We start from the raw sequence: 25359 nt of genomic DNA, 5'->3' as shown, positions 1-25359 counted from the left end.
CGACGCTCACGCCCTGATCCAGCGCCACAGTTCGCCCCACGACGGCTTCTTGCCGTACATCAGGATACCGGTGCGGTAGATCCGCGCGGCCAGCCACACGCAGGCCAGCAGGGCGAGCACCATCAGCGTCAGCGACAACACCAGTTCCATGGGCGGCACCGAGGTCAGCGACCAGCGCACGGGCATCGTGAACGGCGCGAAGAACGGGACGTAGGACATCGTCACGCCAAGCGGACCGGTCGGGTCCTTGATCAGGGCGAACACCGCGAAGAAGCCCACGATGATGAACACGGTGACGAAGATCGCGTACTGCTGGGTCTCCTGGATCGTGTTGCACATCGCGCCGATCGCCGCGTACAGCGCGCCGTAGAGCATGAAACCCAGCGCGAAATACAGCAGGAACACCACCAGCAACCCCGGCGGCATGCTCGGGATCGGGAAGCTCTGCGCCGCATCGGCGCTCATGCCGAACATGCCGGCCAGCGGCAACCGCTGGCTGCTGAGCACCAGCGCGGTGCCGCCCCAGATCCCCATCTGCGCCAGCCCCGCCAGGCCCACGCCGAGCACCTTGCCCAGCAGCATCTGGAACGGGGTCAGCGACGAGGTCAGCACCTCCATGATGCGCGAGGTCTTTTCCTCGATCACCGAGGTCATCGTCTGCTGGCCGTAGATCAGGATCGCGATGTACAGGATGAAGCCCATGAAGTACGCGATCAGGTACGACTCGGTGCCGCTCTGGCCGGTCTGCTTGCCGTCGGTGACCTTGGTGGTGTCCATGTCGGCCGGCTTCATCGCCTCCTTGAGCAGGGCCGTATCCACGCCGGACTTGGCCAGGCGCACGCCGGTCAGCGCACTCGACACCACGCGCTGCAACTTGCTCATGGCTTCCAGCGAACCGACATTGCCGCCGTAGTAGGCAAGCTTGCCGGTGGCCAGCGTCTCATCGGTGAGCACCAGCACGCCGTTCCAGCCATCCTTCTTCTTGCTGCTGGAAAAACCGGTCTCGGCGATCAGCCCGTCGCGCACCTTGGCAAGATCATCGCCGGTAGCCGGAAACACCTGCACGGTGTAGCGCGACTTGGCGTCGGCTCCCTTGCCGATCTTTTCCGCCTCGAGTGCCTGGCTGACGCGCTGGCCGAGATTCGTGGTGGAGGCATCCACCACGGCCACCCGGCTGGTGCGGTCGCCGCCGCTCATCATCAGCGCGGGCAACAGCACCATCGCCACCATGAACACCGGCAGCAGCACGGTGGAAATCACGAACGCCTTGGTGCGCACGCGTTCGACGAACTCGCGGCGGACAACGGCAATGATCTTCTTCATGCGGCGACTCCGGCGTGGGCGGTGGCGGCTTCGGCGCCGACCTTGGCGATGAAAATGGCATGCAGCGACGGTTCGACCACCTCGAACCGGCGCAGGCCGACGCCTTCGCGCACCAGCGCCGCGAGCAGTTGTTCGGGGTCGGCGCCATCGGCCATCTGCAGCTCGGCGGAGGCACCATAATCGTCGACGCGGGCGATCAGCGCGCGATCGGCCAGGATGTTCGCGGCGCGCGCCTTGTCGTGGGTGAAGCCCAGCGCCACGTGGCGCCCGCCGAAATCCTCCTTGACCTGCGCCACCGTGCCGTTCACCACCATCTCGCCGCGCGCGATGATCGCGATGCGGTCGCACATGCGCTCGGCCTGCTCCATCACGTGGGTGGAGAACAGCACGGTGCGGCCTTCGGCGGCGATCGCCACCACGATGTCCTTCATCACCTGCGCATTGACCGGGTCGAGGCCGGAGAACGGTTCGTCGAGGATCACCAGTTCGGGCTCGTGCAGCAGCGCGCCGGCGAACTGCACCTTCTGCTGCATGCCCTTGGACAGGTCCTCGACCTTCTTCTGCGCCCAGTCGCTGACGCCGAGCCGCTCCAGCCAGGCCTGCGCGCGCTTGCGCGCGTCGGCGCGGCCGATGCCCTTGGTCTCGCCCAGGAAGATCAGGTGGTCGAGCACCTTCATCTTCTTGTACAGCCCGCGCTCTTCCGGCAGGTAGCCGATGCGCTGGGACAGCGCGCGGCTGTTGTGCGGCGAGTCGAACAGCACGATCCTGCCTTCGTCCGGCTCCAGGATGCCCATGATCAGGCGGATCGTGGTGGACTTGCCGGCGCCGTTGGGGCCAAGCAGCCCGAAGATGCCGCCGCCGGGGATTTCCATGGACAGGCGATTCACCGCCGTGTGCCCGGAAAAACGCTTGGTGACGGACTCGATGCGCACGCTCGCTGCAGTCATGTAGCAGTTCCCTGGAATGACGGGCTCCCCGCCCGAATCCGGAAAACTAGCATGCGATGCCAACCGGGCAAAGGTGACCAATGGCAGTGCGTGCCGCGCACGGGAGGAAGAGCGGCACGTCAGTGCGGCTTGCTGCGTCCGAAGCGCGGCAGGTTCCAGTGCAGGTGCAGCGACAGGAAGCGCAGGCCGAAGCACACCAGGATCGGCAGCCAGGTCGCCCACACCGCCGGCCAGTGGAGATGTTCGCCAAGCACCGTCAGTGCGGCGCCGATCAGTGCCGCCGAAGCGTAGATCTCCCGCTGCAGCACGATCGAGACGCGGGTCAGCAGCACGTCGCGCGCCATGCCGCCGCCGACCGCGGTGACGATGCCGAGCAGGATCGCGACCTCGGCGTTGTTGCCGTACGCCAGCGCCTTGTGCGCGCCATACACCGCGAACAGGCCCAGCCCCATCGCATCGAACAGCCGCACCGGATAGGTCAGCCGCTCCACCCACGGATAGGCCACGATGGTCAGCAGCGCGGCGACCACGGCGGTGAACAGGTAGCGCCAGTCCGACAGGCCGGCCGGCGGGATCGCGCCGATGCACAGGTCGCGCGCGATGCCGCCGCCGCACGCGGTAATGAAGGCGATTGCCAGGATGCCGAACAGATCGAGGTTGCCGCGCCTGGCCGCGGTCGCGCCGCTGATCGCGAACGCGAACGTGCCGGCCAGGTCCACCAGGTTGAACAGCAGTTGTTCGTTCACGCGACCGGCTCATGCGGGCATGCCGACAGCGCGGCGATGCCCGCCATTGAACCAGCTTCAGGCGAGCTTGCGCGAGATCGCGAAGAACGCCAGGTTGCCCAGGCCGGTGGCGCCGGCCAGCACGGCGACCATGCCGGGGGTGACGTCCTGCCAGCCGAACCACTGGATCAGGCCGAAGCCGAGCGCCAGCGCGACCAGCACGATGCCCCAGCGCAGCGAGGAATGGCGCCGGCGCAGCTCCTCGTCGCGCAGCACCGAGTCGACCAGGTCCGCCGAACCACCGGCGGCGACCATGCGCTGGCGCACCCGCGCGTCGACCACGACCTTGATGGCATAGGCAATGCAGACAAACAGGCTGATCGGGATCAGGGCTTCGAAATTCATGGGGTGACTCCTCGGCGGCGGATGGTGGACCTTCGTGACCTTGGATACGGGCTTTCACCGAACGGTTGCAGCAAGATCGCCGCAACCGTTTCCCGCCGGCACGTATCCATTGCCCATGGATGACATCCGCAGCAGCCCCGACCGCGAGCTGGTCGACGCCGTGCTGGCCAACCGGCCGGGCGCGTTCGAACGTCTCGTGCGCGAACACCAGGGACTGTGCTGGCACATCATCCAGCGCATGGTGCGCAACCCGGAGGACGCGCGCGAGCTGTGCCAGGACACCTTCCTGCGCGTGCACCAGTGCCTGCACCAGTACCGCGGCGAGAGCGCGCTGAAATCCTGGATCGGCCGCGTCGCGTACACCATCGCGCTGCGCCACCTGCAGCACAAGCGCATTGCGCTGGTCGAGCCCAGCGACGACAGCGACGACTACGCGCTGGTGGAAAACATCGGCGACGGCTTCGACCTGGAGGCGGCCTGCGCGGATGAGGAAACGGCGCGGCACCTGCACGCCGCGATCGAGCAGTTGCCGCCCCTGCAGCGCACGCTGCTGACCCTGTACTACCTCGAAGAGGCCACCATTCCGGAGATCGCCCGGATGACAGGACTGGCCAACGGCACCATCAAGAGCCACCTGTTCCGCTCGCGCCTGCGCCTGCGCGGTGCGCTCGAAACACGGACCGGAGTTGCAGCATGATCCAGCACATCGACGACCACATCCCGCCCTTCGACGACGCCGCGCAGGAGCGCGAATGGCTGGCGCAGGAAAACGCCATGCGGCGCGAGCGCCTGCAGCTCGACTCCACCGGCGACGATGCGCGCAGCCGACGCTACCGCCTGCTCGCGCGCACCCTGCGCGAACCGTTGCCGGACGCGCTGCCGGCGGATTTCGCGCGACAGCTGGCTGCGCGGGTCGCGGCCGGTCCCGCCGGTCGCTCGGTCGAATCCCTGCTGGCGCTGGCGCTGGCGATTGCCCTGGCCGTGGCCGCGGGCGCGGTGGTGGCGATCTACGGCGGCACCTGGCTGCCCTCGTTCGCGGCGCTGCTGCCGGCCCCGCACGCCCCGGCCACGCACTGGCTGCTGGCGCTGGGCGGCTGCCTCGGCGCGTCGTGGCTGCTGGGACTATGGCAGCGGCAGATAGGGAAGCGGCCAAACTGAGCCGGCCACGATGCCCTTCCACCCGGCTTGCAGGAGCCTGCTGGCGGGCGATGCTCTTCGTCGCGTGACGTAAAAGCATCGCCCGCCAGCGGGCTCCTACAGATCCAGCACGGCGTCCAGCCCGCGGTGCAGGCCGAGCAGGCCGGGCGCCTTGCGAATCGCCAGCAGCGCGCCGTCCACGTAGGGCTTGGCGCTGCCGCCGGCGTTGTGGCGGATCGTCAGGGTCTGGTCCGGCAGGCCGAAGATCGCCTCGGCGCCGAGCACGAAACCGGGCAGGCGCAACGCGTGCACCTGGCTGCCGGCCAGCGTGCCGCCACGCGTCTCGCGCAGGCCGACCGTCCGCTCCAGCGGCACCTCCAGCTGCGGCTGGCGCACCTTGCCCATGCGCGTGGCCAGCTCGCGCACGGTGCCGCTGGGCGCGTCCGGCTTGCCGGCGCCGGCGTAGTCGATGAGTTCCCACTGCGGGATCAGCTTGGCCGCCATCTCGGCGAACTTGATCAGCAGCACCGCGGTCAGCGCGAAGTTGCCGCAGGCCAGCACGCCGCGCCGCCGCTCGCGCGCCAGCGCGTCAATCTGCGCGTAATCCGCGTCGGTGAGGCCCGAGGTGCCCACCACCACGTGCGCGCCCTGCTCCAGCGCAGCGAGGATGTTCGCCTTGGCGCTGTCCGGATGGGTGTACTCGACGAACACGTCGCAGGGTTGCGCCAGTGCCTCGGTGGTCGTGGCGAACACCGGCGCCGCCAGCCGCGGTTCGCCCAGCACGTCACCGAGCAGCTGCCCGGCATGGCGACGCGACACCGCGCTCAGCAGTGCCAGGTCCCCGGCCGCGGCGATGCCACGGGCGAGTTCGGAGCCGGCCCATCCCGTGGCGCCGGCGACGCATACCTTCAATGACATGGCGGCCTCGCTGCCTTGAGCGCCCAGCGCTCGCGCTACCTTCGGATCTGCCCGCGGAAAAACCCGGATCACCCCGGGCTTCCGCTTTCCGCCACCGCCCTGCCTACTTCTTCTTCGGCAGGTACAGGTCGGTGATGGTGCCTTCGTAGACTTCCGCCGCCATGCCGACCGACTCGCCCAGGGTGGGATGCGGATGGATGGTGAGCGCGATGTCGGCCGCCTCGGCACCCATCTCGATCGCCAGCGCCAGCTCGGAAATCAGGTCGCCGGCGTGCACGCCGACGATGCCGGCGCCGACGATGCGGTGGGTGTCTTCGTCGAAGATCAGCTTGGTGAAACCCTCGGTGCGGTCGATGCCGATGGCACGGCCCGAGGCGCCCCACGGGAACTTGCCGACGCCGACCTTCAGGCCCTTCTCCTTCGCCTCGCGCTCGGTCACGCCGACCCAGGCGATTTCCGGGTCGGTGTAGGCGACCGACGGGATCACCCGCGCGTCGAAGTGGCTCTTCTGCCCGGCCACGGCCTGCGCCGCGACGTGCGCCTCGTGGGTGGCCTTGTGCGCCAGCATCGGCTGGCCGACCAGGTCGCCGATGGCGTAGATGTGCGGCACATTGGTGCGCATCTGCGTGTCGACGTTGATGAAGCCGCGCTCGCTCACCGCCACGCCGGCCTTGTCCGCACCGATCTTGTTGCCGTTCGGCGAGCGGCCCACCGCGACCAGCACGCGGTCGAACAGCGTGGTTTCGGGAATGCTGTCGCCTTCGTAGCCGACCTCGATGCCTTTCTTCGTGGCTTTCGCGCTGACCACCTTGGTCTTCAGGTGCACGCCCTTGAGCCGGCCGGCCAGGCGCTTGGCCAGCGGCCGGATCAGGTCGGCGTCGGCGCCGGGGATCAGCTGGTCCATGAACTCGACCACGGTCACCGCGCTGCCCAGTGCCGAGTACACCGTGGCCATTTCCAGCCCGATGATGCCGCCGCCGACGACCAGCAGGTTCTTCGGCACGTCCTTGAGTTCCAGCGCGCCGGTGGAATCCACCACGCGCTCGTCGTCCCACGGGAACGCCGGGAGCTTCACCGACTGCGAGCCGGCGGCGATGATCGCATGCTCGAAGCGGATCAGCTTCGTGCCTTCGGCCGTCTGGACTTCCATCTCGTGCGGCGACACGAACATGCCGGTGCCCACGAGCGTGCGCACCTTGCGCTGCTTCGCCATCGCGGCGAGGCCGCCGGTGAGCTGGCCGACCACCTTGCCCTTGAAGCTGCGCAGCTTGTCCAGGTCGATCTTCGGTGCGCCGAATGCGACGCCGTGCGCGGCCATCGCCGCGGCCTCGTCGATCACCGCGGCGGCATGCAGCAGCGCCTTGGACGGGATGCAGCCCACGTTGAGGCAGACGCCGCCGAGCGTGCCATAGCGCTCCACCAGCACGGTGTCGACGCCAAGGTCGGCGGCGCGGAACGCGGCCGAATAGCCGCCGGGGCCGGAGCCGAGCACGACCAGCTGACACTGGATGTCGGCGGGCTTGGACGATGCCGCTGCCGCCTGCGGCGCCTTCGCTTCCTCTCTCCCCTGGAGAGAAGATTGAAGTGAGGGGGGGAGCTCGCAGGAGGCTGGCTGCTCTTGGTCGCTTCTTCGTTGGAGCTGCCCGGCGACCCCGCACCCTCACCCCTGCCCTCGGCAATTGCTCCTTGCATTGCTCTACCTCCCGCATCCTTGCGGTCGTCTCCCGAAGCGGGAGAGGGGGACGGCGAGACGGCTGCACCGTCGGTTTCCAATACGGCGATCACCGCACCCTCGGAAACCTCGTCGCCCACCTTGAGCTTCAGCTCCCTGATCACGCCGGCGGCGCTGGAAGGAATCTCCATGGTCGCCTTGTCCGACTCCAGCGTGATCAGGCTCTGTTCCGTCGCCACCGTGTCGCCGACTTTCACCAGCACTTCGATCACCGGCACGCTGTCGTGGCCGCCGATGTCGGGAACCTTGATCTCGATCGTGTTCGCCATGGTCATCGCCCCCCGTCAGAGCAGCAGCCGGCGGATGTCGCCGAGCTGATTGGCGAGGAAGCTGGCGAAGCGCGCGGCGAGCGCGCCGTCGATCACCCGATGGTCGTACGACAGCGACAGCGGCAGGATCAGCCGCGGCGCGAATTCCTTGCCGTTCCACACCGGCTTGGTCACCGACTTGGAGACGCCGAGGATGGCGACTTCCGGCGCGTTGACGATCGGCGTGAAGTAGGTGCCGCCGATGCCGCCGAGCGAGCTGATCGAGAAGCAGCCGCCGGACATCTCGGCCGGGCCGAGCTTCTTGTCGCGCGCCTTCTTCGAGATTTCGGCCAGGTCGCGCGCCAGGTCGAGCAGGCCCTTCTTGTCGCAGTCGCGGATCACCGGCACCACCAGGCCGTCGGGCGTGTCCACCGCGATGCCGATGTGGAAGTACTTCTTCAGGATCAGCTTCTCGCCCGACTCGTCGAGCGAGGCGTTGAACTGCGGGAACTGCTTCAGCGCGGCCACCACCGCCTTGATCTGGAACACCAGCGGGCTGATCTTGAGGTCCTTGTTCTCGGCGCCGAGCTGCTTGCGGAACGCCTCCATCTCGGTGATGTCGGCGTCCTCGTGCTGGGTGACGTGCGGGATCATCGCCCAGTTGCGCGCCAGGTTCGCGCCGGAGATCTTCTGGATGCGCGACAGCGGCTTCTCCTCGATCGCGCCGAACTTGGCGAAGTCGACCTTCGGCCACGGCAGCAGGCTGAGGCCGCCGACCGCAGCGCTGGCCCCGCCCGACGGCCGCGCACCGGAGGCCAGCGCATGCTTGACATAGCCGCTGACATCGTCGCGCTGGATGCGCCCACCACGGCCGCTGCCCTTGACCTGGCGGATGTCCACGCCCAGCTCGCGCGCGAAGGCGCGCACGGCGGGACTGGCATACGGCGCGTCGCCGGGCATCACGATGCTGGCATCCATCGGCGGGCGCGCCTGCGGCGACACGTCGCCTTCGGGCGCGTGGCCCGGCTGGGCGGCCGGGGCGGCGACGGGGGCGGGCTTCGGTTCGGCGGGGGCCGGGGCAGGCGCGGGCGGCGCCGGCACCGGCGCTGCGGCGGCGGGCTTGGCGGCAGGCGCTTCGGCGGCTGCGCCGTCGGCTTCGATGAGGGCGATCACCGCGCCCTCGGAAACCTCGTCGCCCACCTTGAGCTTCATCTCCTTGATGGTGCCGGCGAACGGCGCGGGCACTTCCATCGTGGCCTTGTCCGATTCAAGCGTGACCAGGCTCTGGTCCTTCTCGACCCTGTCGCCGGCCTTGACCAGTACTTCGATGACGGGCACGCCGTCGTGGCCGATGTCGGGGACGAGGGCTTCTTTGAGGTCGGCCATGATGACTCCTGCAAGGCTTTTGGTGCGGCGCTCGGGGATGGCGCGGCGCCAGTCAAGACGTCAATCATAACCAAGGCGCGCGCGGTGCGCCCGGGCGGCGCCATGCCGGGCCATACCAACGGCACCTTCCATTCGCAGGCGTATGCATTACCTTGAGCGGGCGCGGCGTTCGCGTTCGTGCCCTACCCTGATGCCATGACAAGCCGCAGCACGCGGCACAGGAACCTTCTCGATGCTGATCCTGCGTGACCTTTCCAAGACCTACGCCAATGGCGTCCGGGCGCTGCGCGGCGTATCGCTGGACATCCCGGCCGGCATGTTCGGCCTGCTCGGTCCCAACGGCGCGGGCAAGTCCTCGCTGATGCGCACCATCGCCACGCTGCAGGACCCGGACGAAGGCACCATCACGCTGGACGGCATGGACCTGCTCGCCGACAAGCAGGCCACCCGCCGCCTGCTCGGCTATCTGCCGCAGGAGTTCGGCGTGTATCCGAAAGTCTCGGCCGAGGCCATGCTGGAGCACTTCGCCGTGCTCAAGGGCGTCACCGTGAAGGGCGAGCGGCGCGAGCTGGTCGAGGCCCTGCTGCGCCAGGTCAACCTGTGGGACGTGCGCAAGCGCAAGCTCGGCACCTACTCCGGCGGCATGCGCCAGCGCTTCGGCATTGCCCAGGCGCTGATCGGCGAACCGCGCCTGATCATCGTCGACGAGCCCACCGCGGGCCTCGATCCGGAAGAACGCAACCGCTTCCTCAACCTGCTCGCCGAGCTGGGCGAGCGGATGGTGGTGATCCTGTCCACCCACATCGTGGAGGACGTCACCGACCTGTGTTCGCGCATGGCGATCATCGGCCAGGGCCAGGTGCTGCTGACCGGCGAACCGTACGAGGCGATCCGTGCGCTGGAGGGCAGGGTCTGGCGGCGCAGCATCGACAAGGCCGAGCTGGACGGCTACCGCGCGCGCATGAACATCCTCTCCACGCGCCTCGCCGCGGGGCGCACCCTGCTGCACGTGCTCGCCGACGAGCGGCCCGAAGCGGGCTTCGAACCGGTGGCGCCGGACCTGGAAGACGTCTACTTCGGCCGCCTGCGCGCGCAGGCCACCGCGCGCGCCGCCTGACGTCGCCCATCGGGAAGGAAGCCATGTTGCTCGAAATCCTCCGCTTCGAATGGCGCCAGCAGCTCAGGGCGCCGCTGTTCTGGGTCATCCTCGCCGCCGCCGTGGGCATCGCCTTCGCACTGGCCAGCACCGATGCCATCGTGGTGGCCGGCGCCACCGGCAACGTGACGCGCAACGCGCCACTGGTGATCGCGCGCCTGCTCGACGTGATGACGGTGTTCAGCATCCTGCTGGTGGTGGTGTTCATCGCCGCCGCCGCCACGCGCGATTTCGAGCAGAACACGGCGGAGCTGCTGTTCGCCACGCCGATGAGCCGCAAGGCCTTCCTCGGCGGGCGCTTCCTGGCCGGCTACCTGGTGCTGGTGGCGATCCTCGCCGCCTGCGCGCTGGCCATTGCGCTGGGCGGCGCGATGCCGTGGGTGGACGCCGCGCGCATGGGCGCGCCCGACTGGCGCGGCTACGCCTGGGGCTTCGGCGTGCTGGTGCTGCCCAATCTGCTGTTCATCGCCGCGTTGCTGTTCCTGCTGGCCACGGTCACGCGCTCGCTGCTGGCCAGCTACATCGGCGTGATCGCCTACTTCGTGCTGCAAGGCATCGTCGGCGCACTCAGCCGCGACCTCGACAACCGCTGGCTCGCGGCGATGCTCGATCCCTTCGGCGGGCGCACCGTTGGCCTGGTCACCCGCTACTGGACGGCCGAGCAGACCAACCACCTGCTGCCCGCGCTGGATGGCGTGCTGCTGTTCAACCGCCTGCTATGGCTGGCGGTGTCGGCGCTGCTGCTGGTGGCCGCGTTCGCGCTGTTCCGCACCGACCGCGAAGGCCTGAAGCTGCCGCGGCGCAAGAAACGCGCGGAGCCGCCGATGCTGCGCCCGCAGGCCGGCAGCAGCGCGCTCGCGTTGCCGAAAGTTTCCATCGGCAACGACCGTCGCGCACGACTGGCGCAGCTGCGTGCACAGTTCGTGTTCGACACGCTGGGCGTGCTGCGCGGCGCCGCGTTCCTGGTGTTGCTGCTGCTGGCGCTGGCGGTGATGTTCGTCTCGCTGTCGACGGCCGGCCTGGTCTACGGCACGCCGGTATGGCCGGTCACCCACCAGGTGCTCGCCACCATCAACGGCAGTTTCAGCCTGTCGCTGATGATCGTGGTGATCTTCTACGCCGGCGAACTGGTGTGGCGCGAACGCACGCACGGCATGGCCGGAGTGAGCGACGCCTTCCCCGCGCCCGACTGGGTGGCGATGCTGGCGAAGCTCGGCGCGCTGCTCGCGGTGATCGTCTTGATGCTTCTTGCCGGCGCCTTGGTCGGCATGGGCTGGCAACTCGCCCACGGCTACACGCATATCGAACCGTGGCTGTATCTGCGCATGCTGGGGTTGTACGCGATCCCGTTCGTGCTGGTGGCGGCGCTGGCGCTGTTCCTGCAGGTGGTCTGCAACCACAAGTTCGCCGCGTATCTGCTCAGCATCCTGTGGCTGGTCAGCTCACTGGCTTTCAGCCTGCTGCATTGGGAAGACAACCTCTACAACTACGGCAGCGCGCCCAGCGTGCCGTACTCGGACATGAACGGCTTCGGCCATTTCATCGTCGGCGCGCTGTGGTTCAACGCGTACTGGGGCTGCCTGGCGCTGGCGCTGCTGGTGCTCGCCGCGCTGCTGTGGGTACGCGGCACCGGTGCCGGCTGGCGCGGCCGCCTGCGCGAGGCGCGCGCGCGGGCGAACCCGGCGCTGGCCGCGGTGCTGACGTTGTCGCTGCTCGGCTTCGCCGGGCTGGGCGGCTTCATCTACTACAACACCCACGTGCTCAACACCTACACCAGCAGCACGGAGCAGAAACGCGAACAGGCCGACTACGAAAAGCGCTATGCGGAATACGCCACGATGCCGCAGCCGCGCATCACGGCAGTCAAGGCCGACGTGGACATCTACCCCTACCGGCGCAAGCTGCTCATCCGCGGGCACTACACCCTCACCAACAAGCTCGCGGTGCCGGTGACCGAGCTGTTCGTGAACCATGCCGACGGCTTCGCGCCCACGAGGCTGGACTTCGCGCCGCACGACACGGTGAAGCAGGACAAGCGCCTCAACGTGACCATCTACCGGCTCAGGACGCCGCTGGCGCCTGGCGCGTCGATGTCCTTCGACTTCACCCTCGACTACGCACCCAGGGGCTTCACCAACGACTCGGGCGAAACCTTCCTGGTGCACAACGGCACCTTCTTCAACAACCAGATGCTGCCCCAGTTCGGCTACCAGAGTCGGTTCCAGCTCACCGACCGCAATGACCGCAGGAAGTACGGCCTCAGGCTCGACGTGCCGCGCATGCCGCCGCTGGGCGACCAGGCCGCGCGCGCCAACACCTACATCAGCCACGACGCCGACTGGATCAGCTTCGACACCACGGTGTCGACGGCCGCCGACCAGATCGCGCTGGCGCCGGGCACGCTGCAGAAGGAGTGGGTGCAGGGCGATCGCCGCTACTTCCATTACGTGATGCAGCAGCCGATGCTGAACTTTTTCGCCTATCTTTCCGCGCGCTATGCCGTGAAGAGCGAAGAGGTCGGCGGGGTGAAGGTGTCGGTTTATCACGACCCCGCGCATGCCTTCAACGTGGACCGCATGCTGGAGAGCGCGCGCGATTCGCTTGCCTACTACGACAGCCACTACACGCCGTACCAGTTCAAGCAGCTGCGCATCCTGGAGTTCCCGGGCTACATGGCGTTCGCGCAGAGTTTCGCCAACACCATTCCGTTCTCCGAATCCATCGGATTCATCGCCGACCTGCGCGACAAGAGCCGCATCGACTACGTCTATGACGTCACCGCGCACGAGATCGCGCACCAGTGGTGGGCGCACCGGGTGATCGGCGCCGACATGCAGGGCTCGACCATGCTCAGCGAATCGCTGTCGCAGTACAGCTCGCTGATGGTGCTCAAGCACAAGTACGGCGCCGACCACATGCGCAAGTTCCTCAAGTACGAGCTGGACATGTACCTCACCGGACGCGCCACGGAGAAGGTGGCCGAGGAGCCGCTGGCCAAGGTGGAGAACCAGCCCTACATCCACTACCGCAAGGGCTCGCTGATCTTCTACGCGCTGCAGGACTACGTGGGTGAGGACAGGCTCGACGCCTTCCTCAAGCAGTTCCTCGTCGACTACGGCTTCCAGCAGCCGCCCTACGTGACCTCGAAGATCTTCGTCGACGCGCTGGGCAAGTACCTCGGCCCGACGTGGCAGCCGATGCTGGACGACTTCTTCTGGAAGATCACCCTGTTCGACAACCGCATGACCGACGCCACCGCGAAGAAACTGCCCGACGGCAAGTACGAGGTGACCATGAAGCTGCACGCCGGCAAGATCCACGTCGACGGCAAGGGCAAGGAAACCCGCGGGAAGATCGACTTCCCGATCGAGGTCGGCGTGTTCGCCGCGCCCGCAGGCGCCGGCATCGAAGGCAAGCCGCTGTACCTGGAGAAACGGATGATCGGTGACGGCGACAGCACCGTCACCGTCACCGTCGACAGCAAGCCCGCGGTGGCCGGCATCGACCCGTACAACAAGCTGATCGACAAGGTCTCCAGTGACAACCGGCGTGCGGTGACGCTGCAGTAGCGTCCGCGCTCAGTCCCGCGCGGACGCCGCCGCATCGCCCATCAGCCGGACATCCAGCGGCGCGGTCGGGATGCTGATCTGGCCGGCGTCGATCTGCCGCTTGATCGCACGCAGCAGGTCGGTTTGCGTGTTCCAGCCGTCGGCGCTCGAGGTCCAGCCGCGCACCACCAGGTTCACCGTCTGGCCGGCCAGGCTGTCGATCCACACGCCCGGCGCGGGGTCCTTCAGGACGCGCGCGTCCGCTTCGAGCAGGCGCACGATCCCTGCCATCACCTGGTCCGTATCGTCGCGATGGCCGATGCCGAGCTTGAGTTCGAAACGCCGCGTGCCGCGCCGGTTGAAATTGACGATGACGTCGCTGCCGATCTTCGCGTTCGGCAAGGTGGCCTCGCGGTTGTCCGGCAACAGAACAAGGGTATGCATCAGGTTGATGCTCTGCACCGTGCCTTCGGTGCCACCGGCACTGACGTAGTCACCGACGCGGAACGGCCGGAACACCACCAGCAGCACGCCCCACGCGAGGTTGCTCAGCGAGCCCTGCAGGGCCAGGCCGATCGCCAGCCCGCCGGCGCCGAGCGCCGCCACCAGCGGTGCCGAGGGCACGCCGGCCTTGGTCAGCGCCATCACGATCAGCACCGCCACCAGCACGCCGTAGATCAGGTTGCGCAGGAAACCGGCCAGCGTGACGTCGACCGCGGCGCGCTGCAGCGCGCGCTGGCTGAAATTGGCCAGCCGCGCCGCCAGCCAGATCCCGACCAGCAGGATCACCAGTGCCACCAGCAGGTTCAGCCCGGCCTGAATGACGCCCTCGGAAAGCGTGCTGCCCAGCAGTTGCTCCAGAAAATCGTGCATGACATCGACTCGTTGCGACAAGGCCGCGACAGCCTAGCAAATCGGCCATCAGGGAAACGCTTGCGACTCGTCGCGTCAGAGTTTGCGGTCGTCGATGTCGACCACGCGGCCATCCACGATCGTGACCACGGTGATGTGACCCTCGCGCCGATAGCGCCAGCGCTCGCCGCCGTCGGTGCGCTCCAGCACTTGCACGCGCCGGCGCGAGTGTCGCGCGCGATGCGGATGCACTTTCGAGGAGGGCTTGCCCAGCAGCTCGACCACCCGCTCCTGGCTGTCGCCAGCCACCAGCACCTGGCTGCCGACGCGCAAGGTGCTGGACGCCTGCGCGGCCGTGCCGAGGGCGAACCCGAGGACAACGATGAGAATCTTGCGCATGACCTGCTCCCTGGTCGGTGATGGGGGGTGTGCTCGCGCAGATCGGTCAGAAGCCTGCGCCCGGTTGCGCCAGATACTCCCGTTCCGCGGCCGTGCTGTCGCGGCCCAGCACGGCATTGCGATGCGGAAAGCGGCCGAAGCGCGCGATCACCTCGCGATGGCGCCGAGCATAGTCCAGGAATTCGGCAAAGCGGGCACGCCCCGCAACGGGCGCCTGCGCGTGCAGCGCCTCGAACAAGGTCACCGCGCGCTGCTGCAAGCCCATGTCCTCGGCGTGCTCCAGCGGCAGGTAGGCGAACACCCGCTGCAGCGGCGGCAGTGCCTGATCGAAACCGCCGGCCAGACCCGACAAGGCAATGCGCTGCGCCTTGACGTCGGCCGCCCAGGCCTGCGCATCGCCGCGATGGAGATTGCGCGGAAGCTGGTCGAGCAGGATCAGCAGCGCCAGCCAGTCAGCGGGGTTGCTGGCCCACGCATCGAGGCGCCCCTGCGCGGCGTCGTCGGCCGCTACGGCAAAGCGTCGACGGATCTGCTCGTCGAACGCGGCATCCTTCGCAAACCAGTGCGCGGCATGCGCCGGGTCGAACCAGAAATCAAGAACGTCCCGCGGTTGCACGGCCATGCGCACCTCGCCCGAAGCCTGCGATGAAGGGCGTCCATCTTCACGTGGCGACACGCGACGGGCAAGCCGGCGCGGCGATTCAATCCGCCGGCGCCGCCGCCGATGCGCCGGAGGTCGCGTCCACATGCAGCAGGTTCAACGGTTGGCCGTGCGCGTCTTGCAAGCCTTGCTGCAACCGCGCCAGGCGCTGGATCGACGGACACAGCGCCTCGATCTGCGGACGCAGCGCCTGCATGCGTTGCTGCAGGCGCGGCTGCAAGGTGGTGACCAATGAACCGGCGCGATCGCGCAGGTCTGCCGCGCTCTGCAGGTCGCCGGCCAGCGCCGCGTCGATCGCCTGCTGGCCGAGATCGCCGGCGACCAGCGGCATCAGGTCGGCGCTGACCTGATTGGCATACTGCTGAATCAGGTCGCCTTGCCAGTCGTGCGTGCTCTGGCTGCGCGCGATGCGCTGCTTCAGTTCGCTCGCGTGCGCGGCCAGCCGGCGGTCGAACTCGACCCGGGTCGCCGCCGCCAAGCCCAGCCCGGCCACTTCCTCGCGCAACGCCTGCGCCGCCATGTCCACGCCGTTCTGCGCCACCTGGCGGACCCGCGGCGCCAGCGCCTGCAGGTCGCGCTGGAACACGCTGAGCCGATCCTGCTGCGGCGGCGTCAACACCACCGCCACGCCATCCGTGCGCAGGCTGCCGTCGTGCAGCTCCACCCGCGTCGGCGCCGGCGTGGAGCGGTCGAACAGCACGCCTTGCGGCTGCAGGGTCACGTCATAGCTGCTGCTGGCGTGGCAGGTCGCCGCCAGGTCCTGCGCCTGCACGGGCATCGCCGCCAGCACGGCGGCAGCGATCACTGCTGAAAACAGGACGCGCATCGGCAATCTTCCTTAAACGACAACCTGCATGGATACCGAGCTACCCGCCAACCCGTGCTGAACGGAATACCGCGCCGCTCAGGCGCCTTCGCCAGCACGCCTCGCACGCCGCGGAACGGGTCAGCTGCCACCGAGCGGTGCAAGCAGGTGCAATGACATGTCGGCGAGCAGCGACCCATCCTCGGGCGTGGCATCCGGGCTCCCCGCGAGACGGCGCTTGTCGGCCCAGTCCGGCTCCTGCAGCGGGCCCGGGACGTAGGGCTGCCATTGGCCGTAATCCGCTTTCCGCGCAACTTTCGGCGCATGGAATCCATGGAGGGCGAAATCCACGGGGACGCGGGCCAGCCAATAAGGTTCGGCGGCATCCGGGCCCGTCGTGGGGACATGGAATGTGTAGCGTCGCAGGGCACGCAAGGCAGCATCCGCCAGCTTTTTCCGCCATGTCGCCATGTCCCTCTCGCTGGCACGAATGCGGAGATTCACCTGCTCCGCCGCCGCGTCGATGACCTTGCCGTCGCGGCCCACTTTCAGCAGCGCATACACCGTGCCGGATACGCCGGCGCTCGCCGCATCGGAAGGGTACGCGACCGACAACCGATGCTTGTACGTGAAGTCGTCCGCCGCGGCCTCGTGCCTGCCTTCGTCGTTCAAATGCCCGAACCAGCTGCTGGCCACGGCAAGGGCGTAGCCGCCATGACCCACCGGCTTCGCCACGACGCGCAGCCCCATCGGCGCCTTGGCTCCGACCGCCTTGCCGTCACGCGTCACCGGTTCGAACCTCCACGCCGGGACGGCCCTGGCAAGCAAGTCCTTCACCACCGGTGGCAGCTTGTCCGGGTGATCGACCGTGTATGTCACGACACTGCCGTCCGGCGCGACTTCGATCGTGCCGGTGACCAGCATGCTCGCCTGAACGCGGTCGCGCAGGTCGTCGCGCCCGTTCGCAATGGCCACGCCAGCCAACATCATGCAGCACAAGACAAGCATGCAGCGCTTCATTGTTTCTCCCCCTGGCTGTCGGGCAGCCTGTTCCGCCCGAAGATGCTTCCGTGGCTTTTGCGCAGCCGGACTTCTCAGCGCCGCGCGTGAAACTGCATGCGCACCGCCGGCGTGCCTAGCCGCCAGCTCAGCCACAGCAGCACCGGCACGGCGAGGCCTTTCAGCACCAGCGCCAGCAGGTAGCTGCGGCGCGCGTGCAGCACGGCTTGTTGCAGGGCGGCCTGGTCGTGCAGTTGGCCCAGGGCGTCGCGGCTGGCCTGCAGCAGCTGCGGCCATTGCGCCAGCATGGCGCCGCCGCTGGCCAGCATCCACAGCGCCAGCACCGCGGCGGCCACGCGCATCGCCGGGCGCGCCCAGGCCTGGCGCAGGATGCAGCCGGCGCACAGCACGATAAGCGTGAAAGCGGCCAGCAGGTAGGCGATATCCCAGGCCAGCAGCCGGTGCAGCGTGCGCAGGGCGGCGCTGTCGGCGGCGTAGGCGTGGCGCTGGCTCCACAGCAGTTGCGCGTGGCTGAGATACTGCACGCAACCGAACGCCGCCAGCAGCAGCAACAGCCACACCAGCACACGCCACAGCATGAACCGGCGACCGCGCGACAGCGGCTCCGCGCGCATCGCCACCGGCATCAGGAAGCCGCCTTCAGCGTGGCCAGATCGGCCAGCACCTGGGCGGAGTTCTTCTCCGGGTCGACGTCGGTGTAGACCTTGGCGATGTGGCCCTGCGGATCGATCAGGAAGGTGGTGCGCCTGGCGTAGTGCATGCCCATGCGCGAGGTAAGCACGCCATAGGCGGTGGCGACCGTGCGCTCGGCGTCGGACAGCAGCGGGAATGGCACGTGGTATTTCTCGGCGAACTCGGCGTGGGACTTGACGTCATCCAGGCTCACGCCGACCACGTCGGCACCGGCCTGGCGCAGCTTGGCGATGTCGTCGCGGAAAGTGCATACCTCGGTGGTGCAGCCGGGGGTGAAATCCTTGGGATAGAAGTACAGCACCAGCCAGTGGCCGTGGTAGTCGGCCGGGCTGCGCCAATGGCCGGCCTGGTCCTGCAGGCGAAACGCCGGGGCGGCCTGGCCGACCTGCGGGCCGGCGGCAAACACCGGAGCCGCGAATGCGCACAACAGCGACAGGATGACGAGGCGGGCGAGGCGGCGCATGGCGGTTTCTCCACGACGAAAAACGGGGCGACCTGCGCAGTGTAGCGCCGCTGAAAAGGCGAAGGCGCCCGACGGGCGCCCTCGCGGCTTTCCTGGCGGAAACGATCAGGGACGACTGATGGTGAACTTGCCCACCGAGACGCCCAGGTTGACGCCCTCGCCGGTACCGGCCAGCGCCAGCGAAACGGTGCCCTTGGTCAGCACCTGCGCCTGCGAGCTCTTCACCACGCCGGCCTCGGCGCCGGCCTGGGCGTAGTCGCCAAAGACATCGGCGATGCCGTGCACGTTGCTGATCTCGCCCTTGCCGTTGTTGATGCGGTACTTGCCCGCGGTGAGACCGCCGCCGACCACGGTGATCTTGACGTTGGCGTGCTGGCCGTTGTCACAGGTGACGCTGCCGGTGCCTTCGGCGTGCTTGTACAGCAACGACCAGCCGGACAGGTTGTAGACCATGTCGCATTTCACGCTGGCGTCGGCGGCATGGGCGTTGCCGGCCGGCAGCACGGTCATCGCGCCGGCGCAGGCCAGCACCAGGGCGGCCATTCCAAAGGTGGACTTGATCATGGACTTTGCTCCTTGTAATGCAGGGATGGAAGGCGGCACCGAACTCTGGCCACGGCGGCCGCCCGCTCGTTGCGCTGCGGCAACGACGTGCGAATCGTGTGCATCGCGGCGTGACAATCGCGTGCAGGGTCATGAACCACCGTTCATCTGCAGGCGCACTGCGGCGTGACGGTTGCCTCGCGGCGTGCGCTCGCCGTAGGGTGGGCCTCGCAGCGCAAGGAGATCGAGATGATCAAGTATTCCCTGGTGGGTTACGACGGCTCGGATGCGTCGCAACGGGCATTCCGGTTCGCGGTCGAGCTGGCCCGCTGCACCGGCGGCCGCGTGCGCGTGGTGTGGGTGCTGCAGGTCAGCGAAGGCGGCGCCGACGCCTGCGCGCTGATGATGGCCGACTCCGGCACCCAGCGTGCGCAGGAACTGCTGGCCGAACTGGCCACGATCGTGCCGGACTCGGCCCAGCTGGTGGACATCGAGCTGACCCACGGCAGCCCCGGCGACGTGCTGCTCAGCCAGGTCGACGAGCACGGCGTGGATCACATCGTGATCGGCCACACCGAACGCGGTGCACTGGCGCGCTGGCTGCTGGGCTCGGTTTCGGGCAACGTGCTGGCGCGCGCGCACGTGCCGGTGACGATCGTGCGCTGACGGCAGCGGTTTTCTCAGTGGTCGGCCGCCGGCGTCTCGCGCGGTTTGGCGTCGATCTGGCGCTGCGCCTCCTGCGCGATGTGCAGTTGCCTGACGTCGATCGGCCGGATCTGCGAGATCACGCAGGGCGCGTACGGCCCGCCGGTCAGCACCTTGTCGAAGCGGCTGAACACGGTGCCGGAACTGGAGGTAAGGCCGATCGCCTGCGTGAACGGCAGGTTCTGGCAGGGGCCGTCGAGGTCGAGCAGCCAGGCCTGACTCGGCCGGGTGTAGACCACCACCTGGTGGTCGCCGAGCGGCTCCCACGACCACAGGGTGAAGAAATGGAAACTGCGCACCGGCGCACCGGCCGCGCTGGCGTATGCCGCCTCGCGCTGCCGTTCGCGCTGCGCCAGGGGCACGCTGGAGCAGGCGGCCAGCACGGCAACCAGCGCGAAAACGAGGCAGGAACGAACAGTGGACATGGCGAATCCTCCACGGAAAGACATCACGGACAACGCGCCAACCCGCGGTGACGTGTACCGCGCGACGCTCAGCGCTTGCCCGCCTTGCGCACCGGCTGCCACCTGGCAGGGTCGAAACCGCCGACTTCGTAGACCAGGTGACGATCCCTGGTGCCCTCCACCTGGGTGACGTCCAGCTGCAGCTTGCGGGTCTTCTCCAGCAGCGCGATGAAGGCCTTGTCGTCGCGGATCATCAGCGCCGGTTCGCCGCCGTCGGGGGCGAATGCCTTGATCCGCACCGGCTTGCCGTCGGCCTGGCCGGTGATGGTGCAGTTGCCGCGGCACACGAAGCCGGGCTTGCTGCCATAGAGGAAGGCACTCTGGCCCCAGCTGGTATGCCGGCGCAGCACCAGCCGCACCGGCTCGCCGTCGTCGCCCTGGCTGTAGATGCTGGCGGTCGATTGCGTGCCGCCGGCCATCGGCGCGACCTGGTAGGTCCACAGCGCGGCCAGCCGGTTCTTTTCGCTGTTTTCCTTGTAGCGCTTCTCGATCGCGGGCAACGTCTGCATCACTTCCTTCGCCGCATCGCTGTGCGGGAAGCGTTGCACGATGTCCTTGCCCATCGTCACCACCATCTCGTCGTTGTGCAGTTTCAGCAATTGGCGATAGGTGTCGAGGTTGCGCGCCGCGGTGGCGGCGTCGGCTGCGGCTTTCTGCTGCTGCGCGGTGAGCTCGGGCGTGCCCGGGCCTTGCGAACAGCCGGCGAGCAGCACGGCGCAGAAAGCCAGCGGGGCACAACGGAGCAGGACGCGATTCATCGACGGCATACCAGGCGAAGGGCAGCGGCTAGCTTGGAACGATCCGCGGTCGCGGTGCAACCGCGCGGGATGCTTTCAGCTCTCGCTGGCCATGATCGAATCGACGTGCTCCACCCGCCTGATCCGATCCAGCCATACCCGCTGGTGCCACGTCGGAACATCCGGGCGCTCCAGCTGCACCTCGGCGTTGATGCCTTCGCGGCCCTGCGGGTCGCGAAACACCTGCACGCTGGGCCGCATGCTGACCACGCCGTCGCAACTGCTGCCATCGCTCAGCAACAGCACCACGTGGCCATTGGCAGGCAGCTGGTGCACCAGTGCCTCCAGTCGATCGATGTCGTCCTCGCGGACGAGGACGCTGGGTGCGTTTTGGCCCATGCGACAGCCCTCACTGACCAGTGGAAGCCCGACCCTATCCGCGTCCGCGGCAAGGGCGCGTCAACGAAGCGCGCCCGGGGACGGGAACGGATATGCTGCCAGCCCGCGAGAACCCATGGAGCCGTCCCGTTGATCACCACGTCGCCCAGCGAATTCCTGCACGCCTTCGCCACACTCGCGCCACGGGACGGCGCCGCCGCCACGGCGCGCGCCGCCTATCTGGTGGCCCCGGCAGAGTTCGCCCTGGCGGCGGAATCGGCACGCGACAACCGCTACATGGACATGAACCTGGCGGTCGACCCGCTCAAGGCGCTGGCCCAGCACGGAGCGCTGGCGCAGGCACTGCGCGCGGATCTGCCGGTGATCACCTTCCCCGGCGATCCGGCAACCCCTGACGCGGTGTTCCCCAACAATGTGTTCGCCACCGCGCCGGGGCGGCTGATCGTCGGCCGCATGCGCCATCCGGTGCGCCAGCGCGAGGCCGAACGCCACGACATCCGCGCCTTCTTCGGCGAGGTGCTGGGCTATGACGAGATCGACCTGTCCGGCTGCGAGGGCCTGGTCGCCGAACTGACCGGCTCGCTGGTCATCGACCGCGCCCGCGGCGTCGGCTACTGCGGCCTCAGCGAACGCTGCGACATGGCTGGCGCGCAAGCCATGCACAAGGCTTTCGACTTGCGCCTGACCTACTGTTTCGAGCTGGCCGACGCCGAATACCACACCAACGTGTTGCTGACTCTGCTCGCCAGCCGCGCGGCGATCATCGCGGCCGATGGCTTCCGCGATCCGGCCGCGGCACAGGCGATCGCCACGGCGTATGGCGATCGCGCGATCTGGCTGACGCCGGCACAGAAGCAGGCGTTCGCCGGCAACGCCATCACGCTCTCCGACGAGCGCGTGTGGATGAGCGCCCGCGCCGCCGCCTCGCTCACCGGCGCACAGCGCGCGGCGCTGGCCGGTTACGGCTTCACCATCGGCGCAGTGGAACTGGGCGAGATCGAGAAGGCCGGCGGCAGCCTGCGCTGCTGCGTGGGCGAGATCTACTGATCGCGAGCCGGGAGATCTCCGCGGATCGCCAGCACCAGACGAATCAGCGCTTCGCGGGCCCGCCGACGCGGCTGGAATTGCACGCACTGAACAAGGGCGCGACGTACGTGGTGACGGTGGAGGCATCCGACGAACGCGGGGGGTCGGGGCTGTCGCGGATCGCGGTGCCGGAACCCCGAGCTTGCAGCTGGCGGTGCGGTACGTTCTGATGCACGGGTGATCACCGTCCATCATCTCGACAACTCGCGCTCGCAGCGCATCCTGTGGCTGCTGGAAGAGCTCGGCCTGCCATACGAGATCAAGCGTTACCTGCGCGATCCCGGGACCATGCTGGCCCCGGCGGAGCTGCGCGCGGTGCACCCGCTGGGCAAGTCGCCCGTCATCACGGACGGCGAACTCACGCTGGCCGAATCCGGCGCGATCGTCGAGTACCTGGCCGATCGCCACGGCGCCGGCACGCTGATTCCCGCGCACGGCACGCCCGAACGGCTGCGCTGCAACTACTGGCTGCATTACGCCGAAGGGTCGGCGATGCCGCCGCTGCTGCTCAAGCTGGTGTTCCGGCGCGTCGAGGCGGCGCCGATGCCGTTCTACGCCAGGCCGGTGGCGAAGCGCATCGCGCGTACGGCGCAGCGCGGTTTCGTCGATCCGCAACTGAAACTCCATCTCGACTACATGGAAGGCGAGCTGGGCCAGCGCGACTGGTTCGTCGGCGACCGCTTCAGCGTGGCGGACATCCAGCTGAGTTTTCCGCTGGAAGCCTTCGCTGCGCGCGGCGGACTGGATGCACGTCATCCGCGGCTGTCCGCCTTCCTGCAGCGCATCCATGCGCGGCCCGCCTACCAGCGCGCGCTGCAGCGCGGCGGCGAGTATCGGCTCGGCGGCTGAACGGCGCGATGGTCACGGCGACCTGGTTTTACGCGGTGGTCACGGCGCCACAGGCAGATTGGCGTTCCCGCTGTACCTGAAGGAGACCGCCATGCATCACCGGGAAATCGAGCAGCATCTTCGCGATGCCGCGGAGGTCGCCGCCGAGCGTGCCGGCGACCGTGCGCACGAATACGCCGACGGCGCTGGCAGCGCGATGCGTGGCCTGTTCCGGCACGGCCAGCGCATCCGCGACCGCTTCTCCGACCGCGGCAGCGACTACCGGCGGCAATTGACGCGCGTCGCCGGCGATCTCGCCGACGAGGCGAACTACCGCTATCGCCGCGCACGCCGCCAGGTGCAGCGGCATCCGGTGGCCACGGTCGCGATCATCGCCGGCACCATCGGCGCGTTCCTGCTGTTGCGTCGCGCATTCCGCAGCGACGACGAATGAACCACTGAACCACGCGCAAGCCGCCCCGGCACCGGTAATGGCCGGCGTCGTGGCGGCATGCCGCCGAGTCGCTGCTAAGCTGCGACTTGCCCTTCCGGCGGTCGTCGCATGGCTCGCACCGATCTCACTTTCCATCACCCGGTCGCATTCTGGCTTGGCTGTGCCGCGGTGATCGCCGGCGTGCTGGCGCATCTGCCGATGCTGGCGATGGCCGCGCCGATGCACTACCGGCTCGCCGGCATGCCGATGGACGGCCTGATGCTCGCCGGCATGGCGCTGGTGCCGCTGGGCGTGCTGCTGGCGGCCTACGGGCTGATGCCGCGGATGGAGCAGATGCGCCGCACCGCCCATCCGGATCGCGGCGCGGTGTCGTTCCACGTCGCCGACAACGTGCCGCTCAACCGCGAGCACTGGAAGCTGGTCGGCGTGCTCACCGTCGCGCTGGCGGTGGACGTGATGAAGCCGGCCACGATCGGCTTCGCGATGCCGGGCATGGCGGCCGAGTACGGCATCAGCGGTTCCACCGCGGGCTTCCTGGCCTTGTCGGCGCTGACCGGCACCGTGGTCGGCTCGGTGGTATGGGGCCGGCTGGGCGATCTGTTCGGCCGCCGCGCGGCGATCCTGCTGTCGGCGCTGATGTTCATGGGCACGGCCATCTGCGGCGCGATGCCGGCGTTCGGCGGCAACCTGGTGATGTGCTTCATGATGGGCGCCGCTGCCGGCGGCATGTTGCCGATCACCTTCACCCTGATGGCCGAGACCATCCCCACGCGGCACCGCGGTTGGCTGCTGGTGGCGCTGGGCGGCGTCGGCACTTCGGCCGGCTACCTGCTCGCCTCCGGCGCGGCGACCCTCTTCGAGCCGACCTACAGCTGGCGCTCGCTGTGGCTGCTGAACCTGCCCACCGGCGCGCTGATCGTGCTGCTCAACCGCTACATTCCGGAGTCGCCGCGCTTCCTCGCCCTGAGTGGCCTGGAGGAGCAGGCGCGCGCGGTGCTGCAGCGCTTCTCCGGGCAGGCGGCGCCGGTCCACCTCGATACCGGGGCGGTCATCGCGCCGGCCCATGCGGCGCGCCTCGGCATGCGCGCGCTGCTGCGCGGCCGCCACGCCGCGATCACCTGGGGGCTGCTGACCTGCGCGGTGGCCTGGGGTCTGGCCAACTTCGGTTTCCTGCTGTGGCTGCCGGCGAACCTGGTCACGCTGGGCGTCGATGCGCAGGCCAGCGCGGCGTTGCTGGCGCGCTCGGCGCTGCTCGCCTTGCCCGGCATCGCCCTGGTGGTGTGGGGCTATCAGCGCTGGAGCAGCATCCGCACGCTGGTGCTGTTCATCGCCCTGACCGCCGCCGCACTGTTGCTGTTCTGCGCGATCGGCGCCATGCAGCTGCGCTCGCCGGCGCTGACCACCACCGCCACGGTGCTGCTGTTGCTGAGCATCAGCGGGGTGATCGCCACGCTGATCCCGTACGCGGCGGAGATCTACCCGGTGCACCTGCGCAGCACCGGCGCCGGACTGATCGCCGGCGGCTCGAAGTTCGGCGGCATCTTGGGCGCGCTGCTGGGCGTGTCCGGCCTGTTCGGGCACTTCGTGCTGTCGGCGCTGCTGATCGCCCTGCCGATGGGGCTGGCGGCATGGATGCTCGCCCGCCGCGGCATCGAGACCCGCGGGCATGGACTGGAAGCGATCCAGCAGGCTCTGTCGGCGGAGTGACAGGCAGCGAAAAGCCGC

General features: G+C 68.4%; 27 protein-coding genes and 1 pseudogene. 10 read left to right on the top strand and 18 right to left on the bottom strand.

All coding sequences use genetic code 11. The features are described 5' to 3' along the window. Positions 1–6 precede the first annotated feature (6 nt). The 4 genes from ACVCL9_RS15605 to ACVCL9_RS15590 all read right to left on the bottom strand — a co-directional run bounded on the left by ACVCL9_RS15605 (position 7) and on the right by ACVCL9_RS15590 (position 3400). On the bottom strand, positions 7–1323 hold the full coding sequence (locus ACVCL9_RS15605; protein ID WP_447097437.1) for an ABC transporter permease: 1317 nt from the start codon (positions 1321–1323) through the stop codon (positions 7–9). After that, the gene (locus ACVCL9_RS15600; protein WP_395121131.1) at positions 1320–2270 is read right to left on the bottom strand and encodes an ABC transporter ATP-binding protein; all 951 of its coding nucleotides are present in this window, start codon (positions 2268–2270) and stop codon (positions 1320–1322) included. The genes ACVCL9_RS15605 and ACVCL9_RS15600 overlap by 4 nt, the downstream gene beginning before the upstream one ends. 119 nt (positions 2271–2389) lie before the next feature. After that, positions 2390–3016, bottom strand: coding sequence for a trimeric intracellular cation channel family protein (locus ACVCL9_RS15595; RefSeq protein ID WP_447097438.1), 627 nt, complete (start codon positions 3014–3016; stop codon positions 2390–2392). 57 nt (positions 3017–3073) lie between these two features. Continuing rightward, a complete protein-coding gene (locus tag ACVCL9_RS15590) occupies positions 3074–3400 on the bottom strand; it encodes a hypothetical protein (RefSeq protein WP_395121128.1) in 327 nt (108 codons plus the stop codon). 115 nt (positions 3401–3515) lie between these two features. On the opposite strand from ACVCL9_RS15590, the gene ACVCL9_RS15585 reads away from it, so the two are divergent. Together ACVCL9_RS15585 and ACVCL9_RS15580 are read left to right on the top strand one after the other, a co-directional pair. After that, the gene (locus tag ACVCL9_RS15585; RefSeq protein ID WP_395121126.1) at positions 3516–4097 is read left to right on the top strand and encodes an RNA polymerase sigma factor; all 582 of its coding nucleotides are present in this window, start codon (positions 3516–3518) and stop codon (positions 4095–4097) included. Further along, a complete protein-coding gene (locus ACVCL9_RS15580; RefSeq protein ID WP_447097439.1) occupies positions 4094–4558 on the top strand; it encodes a hypothetical protein in 465 nt (154 codons plus the stop codon). Before ACVCL9_RS15585 ends, ACVCL9_RS15580 begins: the two co-directional genes overlap by 4 nt. A 96-nt stretch (positions 4559–4654) precedes the next feature. Here the strand turns inward: ACVCL9_RS15580 and dapB are convergent, their stop codons facing one another. Together dapB and lpdA are read right to left on the bottom strand one after the other, a co-directional pair. Next, positions 4655–5455 (bottom strand): 4-hydroxy-tetrahydrodipicolinate reductase, encoded by an 801-nt coding sequence (gene dapB / locus ACVCL9_RS15575; protein ID WP_447097440.1) that lies wholly within the window; start codon positions 5453–5455, stop codon positions 4655–4657. 103 nt (positions 5456–5558) lie between these two features. Further along, positions 5559–7399, bottom strand: a pseudogene (lpdA, locus tag ACVCL9_RS15570) (dihydrolipoyl dehydrogenase). On the opposite strand from lpdA, the gene ACVCL9_RS15565 reads away from it, so the two are divergent. Then, on the top strand, positions 7317–7505 hold the full coding sequence (locus ACVCL9_RS15565) for a hypothetical protein (protein WP_447099605.1): 189 nt from the start codon (positions 7317–7319) through the stop codon (positions 7503–7505). The pseudogene lpdA and the gene ACVCL9_RS15565 overlap by 83 nt on opposite strands. Here the strand turns inward: ACVCL9_RS15565 and aceF are convergent. Beyond that, positions 7472–8821 (bottom strand): dihydrolipoyllysine-residue acetyltransferase, encoded by a 1350-nt coding sequence (gene aceF / locus ACVCL9_RS15560; RefSeq protein WP_447097442.1) that lies wholly within the window; start codon positions 8819–8821, stop codon positions 7472–7474. The genes ACVCL9_RS15565 and aceF overlap by 34 nt on opposite strands. 232 nt (positions 8822–9053) lie before the next feature. On the opposite strand from aceF, the gene ACVCL9_RS15555 reads away from it, so the two are divergent. Beyond that, on the top strand, positions 9054–9938 hold the full coding sequence (locus ACVCL9_RS15555) for an ABC transporter ATP-binding protein (RefSeq protein WP_395121118.1): 885 nt from the start codon (positions 9054–9056) through the stop codon (positions 9936–9938). A gap of 23 nt (positions 9939–9961) precedes the next feature. After that, the gene (locus ACVCL9_RS15550; RefSeq protein WP_447097443.1) at positions 9962–13546 is read left to right on the top strand and encodes an ABC transporter permease/M1 family aminopeptidase; all 3585 of its coding nucleotides are present in this window, start codon (positions 9962–9964) and stop codon (positions 13544–13546) included. Positions 13547–13555: 9 nt separating this feature from the next. Here the strand turns inward: ACVCL9_RS15550 and ACVCL9_RS15545 are convergent, their stop codons facing one another. From ACVCL9_RS15545 to ACVCL9_RS15510, 8 genes are all read right to left on the bottom strand, one after another. Then, complete coding sequence (locus ACVCL9_RS15545; protein ID WP_395121114.1) at positions 13556–14398, bottom strand: mechanosensitive ion channel family protein; 843 nt, start codon at positions 14396–14398, stop codon at positions 13556–13558. 75 nt (positions 14399–14473) lie between these two features. Continuing rightward, positions 14474–14776 (bottom strand): hypothetical protein, encoded by a 303-nt coding sequence (locus ACVCL9_RS15540; protein WP_395121112.1) that lies wholly within the window; start codon positions 14774–14776, stop codon positions 14474–14476. Positions 14777–14822: 46 nt separating this feature from the next. Continuing rightward, positions 14823–15398, bottom strand: coding sequence for a DUF924 family protein (locus ACVCL9_RS15535; protein WP_447097444.1), 576 nt, complete (start codon positions 15396–15398; stop codon positions 14823–14825). 79 nt (positions 15399–15477) lie between these two features. Next, on the bottom strand, positions 15478–16263 hold the full coding sequence (locus tag ACVCL9_RS15530; RefSeq protein ID WP_447097445.1) for a DUF2884 family protein: 786 nt from the start codon (positions 16261–16263) through the stop codon (positions 15478–15480). 120 nt (positions 16264–16383) lie between these two features. Beyond that, positions 16384–17262: an energy transducer TonB gene (locus tag ACVCL9_RS15525; RefSeq protein ID WP_447097446.1), complete on the bottom strand. Its 879-nt coding sequence runs from the start codon at positions 17260–17262 to the stop codon at positions 16384–16386. Positions 17263–17336: 74 nt separating this feature from the next. Then, positions 17337–17888: a hypothetical protein gene (locus tag ACVCL9_RS15520; protein WP_395121105.1), complete on the bottom strand. Its 552-nt coding sequence runs from the start codon at positions 17886–17888 to the stop codon at positions 17337–17339. Next, the gene (locus ACVCL9_RS15515; RefSeq protein WP_395121104.1) at positions 17888–18418 is read right to left on the bottom strand and encodes a peroxiredoxin; all 531 of its coding nucleotides are present in this window, start codon (positions 18416–18418) and stop codon (positions 17888–17890) included. Before ACVCL9_RS15515 ends, ACVCL9_RS15520 begins: the two co-directional genes overlap by 1 nt. A 105-nt stretch (positions 18419–18523) precedes the next feature. Beyond that, on the bottom strand, positions 18524–18982 hold the full coding sequence (locus tag ACVCL9_RS15510; protein WP_395121102.1) for a hypothetical protein: 459 nt from the start codon (positions 18980–18982) through the stop codon (positions 18524–18526). 228 nt (positions 18983–19210) lie between these two features. On the opposite strand from ACVCL9_RS15510, the gene ACVCL9_RS15505 reads away from it, so the two are divergent. Next, positions 19211–19627, top strand: coding sequence for a universal stress protein (locus ACVCL9_RS15505; RefSeq protein WP_395121100.1), 417 nt, complete (start codon positions 19211–19213; stop codon positions 19625–19627). Positions 19628–19641: 14 nt separating this feature from the next. Here the strand turns inward: ACVCL9_RS15505 and ACVCL9_RS15500 are convergent, their stop codons facing one another. The 3 genes from ACVCL9_RS15500 to ACVCL9_RS15490 all read right to left on the bottom strand — a co-directional run bounded on the left by ACVCL9_RS15500 (position 19642) and on the right by ACVCL9_RS15490 (position 21266). Then, a complete protein-coding gene (locus ACVCL9_RS15500; RefSeq protein ID WP_447097447.1) occupies positions 19642–20091 on the bottom strand; it encodes a DUF6491 family protein in 450 nt (149 codons plus the stop codon). 68 nt (positions 20092–20159) lie between these two features. Then, on the bottom strand, positions 20160–20888 hold the full coding sequence (locus ACVCL9_RS15495; protein WP_447097448.1) for a hypothetical protein: 729 nt from the start codon (positions 20886–20888) through the stop codon (positions 20160–20162). Between the two features lie 75 nt (positions 20889–20963). Beyond that, positions 20964–21266, bottom strand: coding sequence for a DUF3247 family protein (locus ACVCL9_RS15490; protein ID WP_395121096.1), 303 nt, complete (start codon positions 21264–21266; stop codon positions 20964–20966). Positions 21267–21395: 129 nt separating this feature from the next. On the opposite strand from ACVCL9_RS15490, the gene ACVCL9_RS15485 reads away from it, so the two are divergent. From ACVCL9_RS15485 to ACVCL9_RS15470, 4 genes are all read left to right on the top strand, one after another. Then, entirely contained in the window at positions 21396–22313 is a 918-nt protein-coding gene (locus tag ACVCL9_RS15485) for an arginine deiminase-related protein (RefSeq protein WP_447097449.1), read from the top strand. Between the two features lie 216 nt (positions 22314–22529). Further along, positions 22530–23201: a glutathione S-transferase family protein gene (locus tag ACVCL9_RS15480; RefSeq protein ID WP_447097450.1), complete on the top strand. Its 672-nt coding sequence runs from the start codon at positions 22530–22532 to the stop codon at positions 23199–23201. Between the two features lie 91 nt (positions 23202–23292). Then, positions 23293–23634 carry a hypothetical protein gene (locus ACVCL9_RS15475; protein WP_395121091.1) on the top strand — a complete coding sequence of 114 codons (342 nt, stop codon included), beginning with the start codon at positions 23293–23295 and terminating at the stop codon, positions 23632–23634. Positions 23635–23742: 108 nt separating this feature from the next. After that, on the top strand, positions 23743–25341 hold the full coding sequence (locus tag ACVCL9_RS15470) for an MFS transporter (protein ID WP_447097451.1): 1599 nt from the start codon (positions 23743–23745) through the stop codon (positions 25339–25341). The last annotated feature ends 18 nt before the right edge of the window (positions 25342–25359 follow it).

The sequence above is a fragment of the Rhodanobacter sp. UC4438_H5 genome (assembly GCF_052978405.1).
This window is presented reverse-complemented; position numbering and strand designations above follow the sequence as displayed.

Bases quoted from the DNA above. Each gene is read 5' to 3' on its own strand.
- ACVCL9_RS15505 (WP_395121100.1), top strand. From the start codon at position 19,211: ATGATCAAGTATTCCCTGGTGGGTTACGACGGCTCGGATGCGTCGCAA.
- ACVCL9_RS15545 (WP_395121114.1), bottom strand. From the start codon at position 14,398: ATGCACGATTTTCTGGAGCAACTGCTGGGCAGCACGCTTTCCGAGGGC.
- ACVCL9_RS15600 (WP_395121131.1), bottom strand. From the start codon at position 2,270: ATGACTGCAGCGAGCGTGCGCATCGAGTCCGTCACCAAGCGTTTTTCC.
- ACVCL9_RS15530 (WP_447097445.1), bottom strand. From the start codon at position 16,263: ATGCGCGTCCTGTTTTCAGCAGTGATCGCTGCCGCCGTGCTGGCGGCG.
- ACVCL9_RS15525 (WP_447097446.1), bottom strand. From the start codon at position 17,262: ATGAAGCGCTGCATGCTTGTCTTGTGCTGCATGATGTTGGCTGGCGTG.
- ACVCL9_RS15490 (WP_395121096.1), bottom strand. From the start codon at position 21,266: ATGGGCCAAAACGCACCCAGCGTCCTCGTCCGCGAGGACGACATCGAT.
- ACVCL9_RS15540 (WP_395121112.1), bottom strand. From the start codon at position 14,776: ATGCGCAAGATTCTCATCGTTGTCCTCGGGTTCGCCCTCGGCACGGCC.
- ACVCL9_RS15520 (WP_395121105.1), bottom strand. From the start codon at position 17,888: ATGCCGGTGGCGATGCGCGCGGAGCCGCTGTCGCGCGGTCGCCGGTTC.
- ACVCL9_RS15590 (WP_395121128.1), bottom strand. From the start codon at position 3,400: ATGAATTTCGAAGCCCTGATCCCGATCAGCCTGTTTGTCTGCATTGCC.
- ACVCL9_RS15500 (WP_447097447.1), bottom strand. From the start codon at position 20,091: ATGTCCACTGTTCGTTCCTGCCTCGTTTTCGCGCTGGTTGCCGTGCTG.
- ACVCL9_RS15565 (WP_447099605.1), top strand. From the start codon at position 7,317: ATGGTCGCCTTGTCCGACTCCAGCGTGATCAGGCTCTGTTCCGTCGCC.
- ACVCL9_RS15495 (WP_447097448.1), bottom strand. From the start codon at position 20,888: ATGAATCGCGTCCTGCTCCGTTGTGCCCCGCTGGCTTTCTGCGCCGTG.
- ACVCL9_RS15535 (WP_447097444.1), bottom strand. From the start codon at position 15,398: ATGGCCGTGCAACCGCGGGACGTTCTTGATTTCTGGTTCGACCCGGCG.
- ACVCL9_RS15580 (WP_447097439.1), top strand. From the start codon at position 4,094: ATGATCCAGCACATCGACGACCACATCCCGCCCTTCGACGACGCCGCG.
- aceF (WP_447097442.1), bottom strand. From the start codon at position 8,821: ATGGCCGACCTCAAAGAAGCCCTCGTCCCCGACATCGGCCACGACGGC.
- ACVCL9_RS15470 (WP_447097451.1), top strand. From the start codon at position 23,743: ATGGCTCGCACCGATCTCACTTTCCATCACCCGGTCGCATTCTGGCTT.
- ACVCL9_RS15605 (WP_447097437.1), bottom strand. From the start codon at position 1,323: ATGAAGAAGATCATTGCCGTTGTCCGCCGCGAGTTCGTCGAACGCGTG.
- ACVCL9_RS15515 (WP_395121104.1), bottom strand. From the start codon at position 18,418: ATGCGCCGCCTCGCCCGCCTCGTCATCCTGTCGCTGTTGTGCGCATTC.
- dapB (WP_447097440.1), bottom strand. From the start codon at position 5,455: ATGTCATTGAAGGTATGCGTCGCCGGCGCCACGGGATGGGCCGGCTCC.
- ACVCL9_RS15550 (WP_447097443.1), top strand. From the start codon at position 9,962: ATGTTGCTCGAAATCCTCCGCTTCGAATGGCGCCAGCAGCTCAGGGCG.
- ACVCL9_RS15475 (WP_395121091.1), top strand. From the start codon at position 23,293: ATGCATCACCGGGAAATCGAGCAGCATCTTCGCGATGCCGCGGAGGTC.
- ACVCL9_RS15510 (WP_395121102.1), bottom strand. From the start codon at position 18,982: ATGATCAAGTCCACCTTTGGAATGGCCGCCCTGGTGCTGGCCTGCGCC.
- ACVCL9_RS15585 (WP_395121126.1), top strand. From the start codon at position 3,516: ATGGATGACATCCGCAGCAGCCCCGACCGCGAGCTGGTCGACGCCGTG.
- ACVCL9_RS15555 (WP_395121118.1), top strand. From the start codon at position 9,054: ATGCTGATCCTGCGTGACCTTTCCAAGACCTACGCCAATGGCGTCCGG.